Annotated in this window: 7 protein-coding genes; all 7 read left to right on the top strand. The window is 61.4% G+C overall.

Annotated features, from left to right (window positions below; all coding sequences use genetic code 11):
- The first annotated feature begins 13 nt into the window (after positions 1–13).
- The 7 genes from rnr (at position 14) to QZY44_RS22085 (ending at position 12,211) form a co-directional block, all read left to right on the top strand.
- Positions 14–2,383, top strand: a complete 2,370-nt coding sequence (rnr, locus tag QZY44_RS22115) for a ribonuclease R (protein WP_295452463.1) — start codon at positions 14–16, stop codon at positions 2,381–2,383.
- Positions 2,384–2,609: 226 nt separating this feature from the next.
- Positions 2,610–2,939: a killer suppression protein HigA gene (locus QZY44_RS22110; RefSeq protein WP_295452460.1), complete on the top strand. Its 330-nt coding sequence runs from the start codon at positions 2,610–2,612 to the stop codon at positions 2,937–2,939.
- Entirely contained in the window at positions 2,932–4,056 is a 1,125-nt protein-coding gene (locus QZY44_RS22105; protein ID WP_295452455.1) for a helix-turn-helix domain-containing protein, read from the top strand. Before QZY44_RS22110 ends, QZY44_RS22105 begins: the two co-directional genes overlap by 8 nt.
- Before the next feature lie 118 nt (positions 4,057–4,174).
- Positions 4,175–7,498 (top strand): site-specific DNA-methyltransferase, encoded by a 3,324-nt coding sequence (locus QZY44_RS22100; RefSeq protein WP_295452450.1) that lies wholly within the window; start codon positions 4,175–4,177, stop codon positions 7,496–7,498.
- Positions 7,495–8,934 (top strand): ATP-binding protein, encoded by a 1,440-nt coding sequence (locus tag QZY44_RS22095; protein ID WP_295452446.1) that lies wholly within the window; start codon positions 7,495–7,497, stop codon positions 8,932–8,934. The genes QZY44_RS22100 and QZY44_RS22095 overlap by 4 nt, the downstream gene beginning before the upstream one ends.
- Positions 8,931–9,233, top strand: a complete 303-nt coding sequence (locus QZY44_RS22090; protein ID WP_295452441.1) for a hypothetical protein — start codon at positions 8,931–8,933, stop codon at positions 9,231–9,233. Before QZY44_RS22095 ends, QZY44_RS22090 begins: the two co-directional genes overlap by 4 nt.
- A complete protein-coding gene (locus QZY44_RS22085) occupies positions 9,230–12,211 on the top strand; it encodes a BPTD_3080 family restriction endonuclease (protein WP_295452437.1) in 2,982 nt (993 codons plus the stop codon). Before QZY44_RS22090 ends, QZY44_RS22085 begins: the two co-directional genes overlap by 4 nt.
- The last annotated feature ends 10 nt before the right edge of the window (positions 12,212–12,221 follow it).

Raw genomic sequence — 12,221 nt, 5'->3', positions numbered from 1 at the left:
TCAGTAACACCACGTGACCAGACGCAAATCGACCGATACCCCACCCACCGACCTGCCCCCGGACGCCTACCAGGAGGCGGCCCCCCCGGCCCCCAAGCGGCCCGCCCGCAAGGCCAAGCCTACCCCCGATGCGGCACAGGCGTCCGCGCAGGCCGCCCCCCCAGTACCAACCGCCCGGGACAAGGACCCCAACCGCCAGCGCGAGGCAAAGAAATACGAGAACCCCATCCCCAGCCGGGAGTTCATCCTCGACACCCTGACCGCCCACGGCGCCCCGCTCGGTTTCGGCGAGGTGGCGGTCGCCCTGCAACTGACCACTGAGCCCGACCTGATCGCGCTGGAACGCCGCCTGGGCGCCATGGTCCGCGACGGCCAACTGCTGCGCAACCGCAAGGACGCCTTCTGCATCGTCAACCACCGGGATCTCATCGCCGGGCGGGTGATTGGGCATCAGGACGGTTTCGGCTTCGTGCGCCCGGATGAGGGCGGTGACGACATTTATCTCTACCCCAAGGATATGAAGTCGCTGTTCCATGGGGATCGGGTGGTGGTGCGTGTCAGCGGGCGCGACCGGCGCGGGCGCCTGGAGGGCTCACTGGTGGAGACCCTGGAGCGCAACACCCACACCGTGGTCGGGCGTCTCTATCAGGAGAGCGGCGTGGGCTTCGTGGCGCCCGACAACAAGCGCATCTCCCACGACGTCATCATCCCCAGCGACCGCCTGAACGGCGCCAGCCATGGTCAGATCGTGGTGGCCGAGATCACCGATCAGCCGACCAGCCGCACCCAGCCCATCGGCCGGGTGCGCGAGGTCCTGGGCGATCACATGGCCCCGGGGATGGAGACCGACATCGCCATCCGCGCCCATGACCTGCCGGTGGAGTGGCCGGCCGAGGTCGAAGCGGAGGTCGCCGGTCTCACCCCTGAGGTGCCGGAGTCCGCCAAAGCGGGCCGCACGGACCTGCGCAAACTGGCCCTGGTGACCATCGACGGGGCCGACGCCCGCGACTTCGACGACGCCGTCTACTGCGAGCGCAAGCCCAAGGGCTGGAAGCTCCTGGTCTCCATCGCCGACGTCTCGGCCTATGTGGTCCCCGGCACCGCCCTGGACACCGAGGCCCTGGAGCGCGGCAACTCGGTCTATTTCCCGGACCGGGTCATCCCGATGCTGCCGGAGGTGCTGTCCAACGGGCTCTGCTCGCTCAACCCGGACGTCGATCGCCTCTGCATGACCGCCGAGCTCTACATCGACGCCGAGGGCAAGGTCACCCGCACCCGCTTCTTCCAGGCGGTGATGCGCTCCAAGGCGCGCCTGACCTACGACCAGGTGGCGGCCATGATCGTGGACCGCGACCCCGGTCTGTGTGAACGGCACAAGGCCGTCCTGCCCCATCTGCAAGACCTGCATGCGCTCTATCAGGTGCTGCACGCCGCCCGCGTGGAGCGCGGTGCCATCGACTTCGACAGCACCGAGAGCAAGTTCGTCTTCAACGCGCAGGGCCGCATCAGCGCCGTGGTCCCGGTGATCCGCAACGACGCCCACCGCCTGATCGAGGAGTGCATGTTGGCCGCCAACGTGGCCGCCGCTCGGCATTTTGAGCGCAAGAAGGTCCCGGCCATCTACCGCATCCACGACCTGCCGAGCCAGGAGAAGCTCAGTGATCTGCGCGAGTTCCTGGGCCAGCTCGCGCTCAAGCTCCCGGGCGGGGAGAAGCCGATCGCCGCGGACTATGCCCAGTTGCTACGCGAGGTCCAGGACCGGCCCGACCGTTCACTGATCCAGACCGTGCTGCTGCGCTCCATGCAGCAGGCCATGTACAGCGCCGAGAACGTGGGTCACTTCGGCCTCGCGTTCCCCGCGTACACCCACTTCACCTCCCCCATCCGCCGTTACCCGGATCTGGTGGTGCATCGCATCATCAAGCACCTGCTGGCGGACGGCACCGCGGAGGATCTGGACTATTCCAAGTCCGACCTCCAGCAGATCGGCGAGCACTGCTCGGGCACCGAACGGCGCGCCGACGAGGCGACCCGCGACGCCAACGACTGGCTCAAATGCGAGTTCATGCAGGACAAGCTGGGCGAGGAGTTCGAGGGCACCATCACCAGCGTCACCTCCTTCGGCATCTTTGTGCAGCTGGACACCGTGCATGTTGACGGCCTGGTGCACATCACCGCCCTGGACAACGACTACTACCACTTCGACCCGATCGGCCACCGCCTCCAGGGCGAGCGCAGCGGCAACATCTACCGCCTGGGCGACCGCCTGCGCATCCAGGTGGCCGCGGTGAACCTGGATGATCGCAAGATCGATTTCGTGCTGGCACAAGCGCAGGCCCCGGCTGCGGGGACCAAGCCGGCGGGGCGGCGGCGCAAGGCCTGAGGCCGGTAGGTCGTGGTCGGTGGCGCGCTGGGCGGGACGGGCCCCGTCCCGAACATTTGTTCCGTCACCGAGCCATGCCACGGGTACGCAGGTCCGCAAGAGACTTGACGGACGCGGCGAATGCTCGGTCCGCCCCGGATTTGACGCCCCAGATCGTAGCGGCGAGCCAGGCTGATCGAGCATCGAAATTTACCTACCAGGTAAACTTTGATAGGATGGACCGTCGTTGGACATAGACTACAAGAACAAGAAACTCCGCGACCTGTGTGAAAAACGCGCCGTCGCTGAGAAAAGGCTTGGGACCGTCTGTGCCCGTAAGTTACGAAGTCGGCTTAGTGAGCTGGAAGCCGCAAGCCAGGTGACCGATCTGGTTGCCGGCCACCCACACCCGCTGGAGGGCTATCGAGCAGGACAGTTTGCGCTGGACCTGGCGGGCGGATGGCGACTCGTGTTCGCTCCGGATCAGGACCCTTGTCCCCGCCATGCCGATGGCAGCATCGATTGGTCCCAAATCACCATCCTCCTGATCGAATACATCGGGGATTACCATGACTGAGTTACGCGCCCCCTTCGCGCCAGACTGGGTCTCCCCTCCTGGCGACACCATCGTCGACATCATCGAAGAACGGGGATGGACACAGGCGGAATTGGCCAAGCGACTGGGCTACACAGAAAAGCATGTTAGCCAGTTACTCAATGGTAAGGTACCGCTTACCGATGATGCCGCGCTGCGGCTGGAGCATGTGCTGGGCAGCAATGCCGGCTTTTGGCTGGCGCGCGAGGCCAAATATCGAGAACACTCCGCCCGGCTGCAAGCCGCACGCACCCAGGCGAGTTGGGTGGACTGGCTCGCTGAACTACCGCTGAAAGAATTGATGGATGCCGGCGTCATCACCAAGTGCCGAATCGTGGCTAAGCACAAACCCGGCTTGGTGAATGCCTGTCTGCGTTTCTTCGGTGTCGCCTCGCCGGACGACTGGCGTGTTCACTATGGCGGTATGCAGGTCGCCTTTCGCCGCAGCCGCGCCGAGCAGAGCGACATCGGCGCCATTTCAGCGTGGCTTCGCCTGGGCGAACGGCAAGCAGAAACGACCGACGGTCCAAAGTACGACAAAGGCCGCTTTTTCAAGGCGCTCAATACCATCCGCACACTGACCTGCGAGCCGCCCGAAGTTTTTGAGCCACACATGCGGGCGCTGCTATATGAATCGGGCGTGACTCTCGTATTAGTCCCTGCCATACCTCGCACCCACGTCAGCGGAGTGGCGCGCTGGCTGAGCCCCACCCGACCATTGATCCAGCTCTCGCTCTACGGGAAAACCAACGACAGATTTTGGTTCACTTTTTTTCATGAGGCTGCGCATATTCTGCTGCACGCCAATACCAAAGAAGAAAAGCAGTCGGTCTTTCTCGATGACCCCAATGCCAGCCCTGCGGATACCCCCGATGAGCAACAAGCAAACCAATGGGCTGGCGAATGGTTGATCCCGCCACGGTATACCAGTGAATTGCCGGGTCTTCGCACCAAGGCTACGGTTATCGACTTTGCGCAACGGATCGGCATTCATCCCGGCATCGTGGTCGGACGCTTGCAGCACGACAAGCTGATTGAGCCCTCATGGATGAATGACGTGAAACTGAGTTTCTGCTTCAAGAAGGCCGCGGATGCCTGAGTCTTAAGCGGCGCAGCCTGAGTTGATGAGAAGCCGACGCGCGCCCCCCGTCCGGCCCGGAGTCCAAGGCGCCACCCTTGGATGAAGGGGGTTGGGCATTCAAAGACAGGAAGATCCAATGTCCACCGACGATGACGCGAAGACCCTATCTGACCGCCCGCAACCGCCACTGCCAGACCTGCTGCTGTCCCTGGTCCCGGCCGATGGCGCAACGATCGGCAATACCGCCTTGCGACGGCAGATCGAGGCGCGCCTGGCACCCGCGGGACTGACACTCGTGGAAGCCGACTATTGGGAGGCGCAGACCGCGCTGATTGCCCAGGGGCGGCTGATCAAGGGTCAGGGGCGCGGTGGCACGGTGCGGCGGGCCGCTTCGGCCGGAATCAACACCGTGGACGACTTGGCCGACGGTGCCGATGGCTTCGCGCTTCAGACCCAGGAGGTCCCGGCCGCTGCCGCGCTGCCCAACAAGACCAAACCAAGCAGTGCCGCGGCAACGCCCAAGCCCAAGGGCCGCCCGGCGGCCGACGAGGCGACCCAGGTCATCGCCTACCGCCACCTGGACAAACGCAAGAACAATCCGGAGGTCGGCATGGTCACGCCGGCCACCGATCCGGATGCCGACAAGACCTCGTGGGCCTATGACCCCCACCTCGACCCCGCCCTCACCTTCGATCCGCAGCGCGCCCACATCGAGACCCTGATCGACGACGCGCTGGCGTCCGGCGACCTTGAGCGGATGCGCGCCGCGCTGGAGGAATTGAAGCGCCTGCAATCGCCCTATCTGAACTGGGCCGGCAAGGCCGAGCGGACCAACTTTGAGATCGATACCGTCAGCCTGCATGTGCATGAGCGTATCGACTCCGCCAGCATCCTCTCGGCCGTGCGCAAACGGATGAAGGGCGAAGGCCAGGCCAAGGGGGCAGACAAGAAGATGCAGTTGGGCCTGTTCGACGCCCCCTTCGAGAACCTGCCGCTGCGCGACGCTATCGACTTCTACCGTCACGAACGCGGCTGGGCCAACCGCCTGATCGCCGGCGACAGCCTGCTGGTGATGAACAGCCTGCTGCAAAAGGAGGGTATGGCCGGCCGGGTGCAGATGATCTATATCGACCCGCCCTATGGCATCAAATACGGCAGCAACTTCCAGCCCTTCGTCGGCAAGCGCGACGTGAAGGACCGCAACGATGCGGACCTGACGCAGGAACCGGAGATGATCAAGGCGTTCCGCGATACCTGGGAGTTGGGCATCCATTCGTATCTCACCTATCTGCGCGACCGGCTGCTGTTGGCGCGGGAGCTGCTGCATGAGAGCGGCAGCGTGTTTGTGCAGATCTCGGATGAGAATGTTCATCTGGTGAGAAATCTCCTAGATGAGCTATTTGGCAAAGATAATTTTTGTTCGCAAGTGGTTTTCAGAAAAACAACTGGCAAAGCTAGCGAGCTCTTAGACGCAACCTGTGATTTCTTGATTTGGTATGCCAAAGACTCAAAACGAGTCAAGTTTCATTCTTCGTATGAACCGCGGGGACCACAAGACGATTACAACTTGCGCTTTGTCGAGGTCGTCGATGGGCGACGCAGAGGAATTACCGAAGAGGAGGTAGCTGGGACAGCTCCATTGCCAATTGGTGCCCGAATTTTTCGGCCCAACCCAATCACTAGCGCTCGCCCGCCAACACGCAACGACGTACAGAATTATAATTTCTCTGGAAAAACCTTCAGTCCGGGGGCAAGGACCTTCAGTACCGATGAACGTGGACTAACGCGTCTTAATAAGGCTGGAAGATTGATTGCCTCTGGAAACACGCTTGGCTTCACCCGCTACTTGGACGATTTTCCGTTTAAGCCAGGAAACGATATCTGGGACGACACGCGACAAAGTGGCTTTACGGACGCAAAGGTTTATGTCGTACAAACGGCGATTCGGGCTATTGAGCGCTGCCTGTTGATGACCACCGACCCCGGCGACCTGGTGCTCGACCCCACCTGCGGCTCAGGCACCACCGCCTTTGTGGCCGAAAAATGGGGCCGCCGCTGGATCACCTGCGATACCTCGCGGGTGGCGACCACGCTCGCGAAGCAGCGGCTGATGACCGCCAGTTACGACTATTATGAACTGAAATACCCGCACGAGGGACTGAAGGGCGGCTTCATCTATAAGACGGTGCCGCACGTCACCCTGAAATCGATCGCCAACAATCCGGAGATCGACAATATCCACGAGCGGATGCACCCCGCCATCGCGGCGGCACTCGCCGACTTGAATACGGCCTTGAAGGCGCAGCCGCCGACCAACAGCCTGCTCGTCACCGAGGGCGGACGCAAGGGTCAGCGGCTCGCGGTCGGCAAGGGCACCGACCTGCATGAATGGGAGGTGCCTTTCGATTTCCCGGAGGGCTGGCCGGATGCCGCACATTCACCCTTTGATACGTTCCAGAGCGCCCGCCAGGCGATGCAGCGGCAGATGGACCTGTCGATCGCCGCCCATGCCGATCAGGAGGTCCTGTACGACCAGCCCGCGGTAGCGAAGAACAAGCTGCGCATCAGCGGTCCATTCACCATGGAGGCCGTACCCTTCCCAAGCGTGCAGTCGATGGATGAACCCAGCGGCCCCCAAGAGGCGGACGCCAGCATCGCCCGCACCGGCGAGTCCGGCCGTCAACACCAATGGCGTGACGAACTACTCAAGACCGGCGTGCGCGGCAAGGGCGGCCAGATGCTCCGAATCAGCGACCTGGAGCCCCTGCCGACCGACCCCGATCTGCGTCACCTGCACGCCAGCGGTCATCTGGATAGCGGCGAGCGGGTAGTGGTGAGCTTCGGCCCCGAGCATGCCGCGCTGGAGCAACGCCAGGTCGCCCATGCGTTCAATGAGGCGGGCAACCTCTTTCCGCTGCCGAAGATGATCCTATTCTGCGCCTTCGCCTTCGACCCGGAGGCGGCCAAGGACATCGACTCCATCAAGGGCGTCACCGCACTCAAGGCGCAGATGAATACCGACCTGCTAACCGAAGACCTCAAGAAGGCCCGCGCCGGCAACCAGAGTTTCTGGTTGATGGGTCAGCCGGAGGTGGAGGTCCGCCCGCGTAAGGATGGCCGTTTTGAAGTCGAGGTGCATGGTTTCGACTATTTCGACACCGTCAAAGGCGAGCTGATCTCCGGCGGCAAGAGCAGGATTGCGATGTGGGCGCTGGATACCGACTATGACGAGCGCAGCCTGTTCCCGCGTCAGGTGTTTTTCCCGATGGCCGGCAAGGGTGAGGGCTGGGAGAAGCTAAAGAAGAACATCCGTGCCGAGTTGGATGAATCCCTGCTCGACCAGTTCCGCGGCACCGTCAGCCTGCCCTTCGAGGCGGGCGAGAACCGCAAGATCGCGGTGAAGATCGTCGATGACCGCGGGATCGAGTCGCTGAAGGTGATGAACCTGGAGGTGAGATGATGAACGCAGACAGTGAAAACGAGCAGCGTCTTGACCTCGCGAGCTGGCGTTTCAAGCCCGGCAAGTTCGGTTGCCTGGAAGCGGACGCGGGTGAAATCGACTTCAAGCCTTTGACGCTGGTCTGCGGCCCGAATAACACGGGCAAGACCTGGGTGATGTATGCGTTGTACGGATTCTTGTCCGACTCCAGCCTCGTCAAGCTTCCGGGGCTCGACGCATTGTCCGAAGACTTGATGCGAGAGGGCCAGATTACATGGAACTTCGGTGAATGGGCACATGGCAATACAAGAAAAATACTAGCGGCAATCAATCAGGCCACAAGACACCGGCTGCCTTCGGTTTTTAATGGTTCCGCAGGCTTTTTTAGGGACAGCAAGTTTGACTGGGATGTCGATGGCACTCTGCTAGCCAGCCAGGCGATTGCTCGCGCCATGGATTTCAGGCTAGTGATCGGCCGAAAAAAGGATGAGGTTCTGCGTTTGCTCAAGCCGGCGGGCCAAGAAGTTGCCCAGCTTACTCTTTTATCTAGGGATTTTCCCGATGTTGAGTACATTCTTTTCGAGGCGATTGCACGCCACATCATAGGCAATCCGCCGCGTCGCAATGTATTCTTGATACCGGCGGAAAGAAGTGGGTTGCACTTATTTTATCGCGAACTATCGAGTCGGCGTACTGCTCTATTGCACCATGCGGCCAAGAAAGATAAGGATATCAATATCGGTCAACTTATTCAGGATGTTGTCCGTTCGCGCTATGCCCAGCCGATCGCTGACTACATTGACTGGCTAAATGATTTGCCTGATGTCCGTAAGAAGAAGAGTGGGCCTTATCACGCCTTGGCCGAGGAGATAAAACAACTGATCGGGGGGCGCTATGATATCGATGCGGAACGCGATATCAGCTTTACCCCCTACAAGCTGAAACGCGGCGACAAAGAGGCGCCGCCGAAAATGGATCTGCATCTGGCCTCGTCGACGGTGAAGAGCTTGTTCGGCTTGTGGGCCTATCTGCAATTCGACGCGGAGCCCGGCGATGTCTTGATGATCGACGAGCCCGAACTCAATCTGCACCCAAGCAATCAACGTAAACTGGCACGCCTGCTGGCGCGACTGGTCAACAGCGACTTGCGCGTCGTCGTCAGCACGCACAGTGATTATTTGGTGCGCGAAATCAACTCGCTGATTATGCTCTCCCGCCCGCATCAGGCTCAAGAGGAACTGATGCAGCGGTTTTCCTATATCAAAGATGAGATTCTTGAGCCGAGCAAGGTTGCGGCCTGGTTATTCAGCAGCCGCCACATTTCTCCAATGGAGATCGACGCGATCGAGGGCATCAATGCAAAGACCTTTGACGAGGAAATTCACGCACTGAATGACACGGGTGACAGCATTTATTATGCTTACCAAGGCGTCGGTGACTCGGAGGCCGATGAATGAGCCTTGCTGCGGCTTTCCAGGCATTGATCAACCCAGATTGGGAGTTGGCGCGCACCGACAGTTTCTGGCAACTTCAGGAACCTACATCGCCGCATTCTTTACTGGAGATTGGCGGCAGTAAGTCTTACGCGTTCTCATTGGATCACAAAGAAGGAAAGGAGCGGAAGGGAACAACCCGAAGAAGCGCGGAATTGCCTGAGCCAGAAACCTGCTGCTATGGCTACCCGGTATTTACACTGGCAAATCACCCACGGGTCTTTCTGCCGGACTTGATCCATAAATTAGGTAGCGGGGCATGACCAAGGCAACCTCGCTGATTATCAGCTCCCCGTTCGAGCGTCCCACGCACCACTGGCGCCGTGCCGGCGAGAGCCGACTCGAACTGCTGGAAGGCCGCCGCCCGGCGGGTTACGAGGTCTTCGACACCCGCAATAACACCGTGCGCACCGTGCCGCTGGCGCGAGTCAACCGCATCCGCGAACGGGTGGACGCCTGGCGCGCGGCCGACTACCCGGGCGTGACCGCTGTGACGCGCCAATTGCTGGAACACTGGCAGGACCCGCAGACCCATCGACAATACGCCTTTTATTTCTGTCAGATCGAGGCGATCGAAACGCTGGTCTGGCATGTGGAGGCACCGCCCGACTTCAAGCAAGGCATTGTGGTCCCTGGCGATGGCGGCGCCTGGGAGCGCCTCTGCAATAAGATGGCAACCGGCAGCGGCAAGACCGCGGTGATGGCCATGATCATCACCTGGCAGGTGCTCAATGCCCTGACCTATCCGAAGCGCAACAAGGATTTCTCGCGGGCCATCTTTATCGTCGCACCCGGACTGACGGTCAAGGAGCGCTTGCAGGTGCTGCAACCGGGAAACCCGGAAAACGACTACGATGCCTTCGCACTCTGTCCGAACGAGGCACAGCGCCAGCGGCTCAATCAAGTCGAACTGCTGATCGATAACTGGCACAACCTGATGCCGCTGAAAGATCGGGACCGCTCGGTGGTCAAGAAGGGCGCGGAAAGCGACGAGGCCTTTGTGCGGCGGGTACTGGGCCGGCTCGCGGGGTCCAGGGACTTGGTCATCATCAATGACGAGGCCCACCACGCCTACCGCAAACCGGCCGAATTGAAGATCAGCAAGAAGGATGCAGAAGCCCTTGGCATCGACCTCGACGAGGCCACCCGCTGGATCGAAGGGCTTGACCGCATCCACAAGAAGCGGCGCATTGCGCGCTGTTTCGATCTTTCCGCGACACCCTTCGCACCGACCGGCAAGACCAGCACCGAGGCCGCGCTGTTCGAATGGGTGGTCTCCGATTTCGGCCTGAACGATGCCATTGAGGCCGGGTTGGTCAAGACCCCGCGCGTGGTGATCCGCGACAACGCCTTGGCAAATACGCAAACTTATCGCAGTAAGCTCTATCACCTCTACCGGGAACCGGAAGTGGCCGAGGACCTGAACCGGCGCGGCGCGGAGCCGCACGAGGCGCTGCCGCAGATCGTGCAGGAGGCCTATACGCTGCTGGGGGCCGATTGGCGTGAGACATTGAATGCGTGGCGGGAAGCGGGACACCTGTCTCCGCCCGTGATGCTGACGGTGTGCAACCGGACTGAAACGGCGGCACGCATCGAGCACTACTTTACTCAGGGCGATGCCTACTGGCCGGAGCTGAACGCACCCGAGCGCACCTTACGTGTCGACTCCAAGGTGTTGGACAAGGCCGAAATCGGCGAGGTAGCCGGTGCCGACAAGGCCTATGAGGAGGTGCTGCGCGGTATCGTGGAAGCAGCGCGCATTCCGGAAACACGCAAGGAAGCGCTGCGCGCGATGAAGAAGGAGGAACTGCTGCGCGCCATCATCGACAATGTAGGCAAGCGCGGCAGTGCCGGTCAGGACCTGCAGAATGTCATTTCGGTGGCCATGCTGTCGGAGGGCTGGGATGCCAAGAATGTCACCCATATCATGGGGCTGCGTGCCTTCACCAGCCAATTATTGTGCGAGCAGGTGATTGGACGCGGGCTACGGCGCGTGTCCTATGAGACCGAACCCGTGGTCTGTCCGGACGGTCAGACGCGGGCACTGTTCAAGGCGGAATACGTCAATATATTCGGGGTACCGCTGTCGATTTTTCAGGAAACGGACGACGACGGCAAACCGCCACCGCCGCCCAAGCCGAGCACCCAGATTGAATCCATCCCAGAGCGCAGCGAGTTGGAGATCGCCTGGCCCAATGTGCTGCGTGTCGATGTGGTGGTACGGCCCGAGTTGGTGGTGGATTGGTCGACCATGCCGCCGCTGAAGATCGATCCGGCGCAGATCCATATCGCCGCGGACCTGGCACCGGCATTGGGTGGTGCGGCCGATCTATCCAAGGCGGTCTCCATCGACCTGGAGGCATTACCCGAAGAATTCCGCCTGCAGCGGCTCTTGTTCCTGGCCGCGCGCAAGGCGTTGGCCACCGTCGAGCACGGCTTTACCGGCGGGCGGGAGTGGCTCATCCAGCAACTGGTGCGTCTGGTCGAACAGTTCTTTGCCTCCGACCGACTGGACATCCCCTCGCTGTTTCATCAGGACCCGCTGCGCAAGCGCATCCTGATTGCATTGTCCATCGACACACTCGTCGGGCATGTGGTCGCCCAGGTCCAACAGCAGAACAGCGAGCGGCCGGAGCCGGTCTTCGACGCCGAATACCCCATCGGCTCGACCCGCCTGATGCGCACTTGGTACTCGACCAGGCATTGCCTGGAAACCACCAGGTCACAGATCAGCCACGCGGTGGCCGACAGCACCTGGGAGCATTACACGGCCACCCTGTTTGAAACCCATCCGGAGGTGGCCGCTTATGCCAAGAACGACCATCTGGGTTTGCAGATTTATTATCTGTGGCGCGGCAGCCGGCGGCGTTTCGTCCCCGATTTCGTCATTCGACTGGCGAACTGCAAGCAATTGATACTTGAGATCAAGGGCGAGGATTCCGACCAGAACCGCGCCAAACGCCTCGCGCTCGACACCTGGGTGCGCGCGGTGAATGCGCGCGGCGGCTTCGGCACCTGGTGCAGGGATGTAGTGAAGGCCGAGCCGTCACGGGTGAATGACGTGATCGCCCATCACGCCCAGCGTCCGGGCCCTAGCGATCCGATTGGCGAGGACGTGGCGGGAAGTATGGGTGTGGGTATCGCAGGAGTCCGCCAAGCCCGGAAGGACGTCCCGTCAGCCGGGCTCGTCCGCCTCGTGCAATGCCTTGAGCACGACCAACAGGGTGCCGACCAGACTTGAACATCGCCGC

It is taken from the genome of uncultured Thiodictyon sp. (assembly GCA_903837595.1).
In the GTDB taxonomy this organism is placed as follows: Bacteria; Pseudomonadota; Gammaproteobacteria; order Chromatiales; family Chromatiaceae; genus Thiodictyon.
The sequence above is the reverse complement of the archived record's forward strand: the minus strand, read 5'-3'. Positions and strand labels throughout refer to the sequence as shown.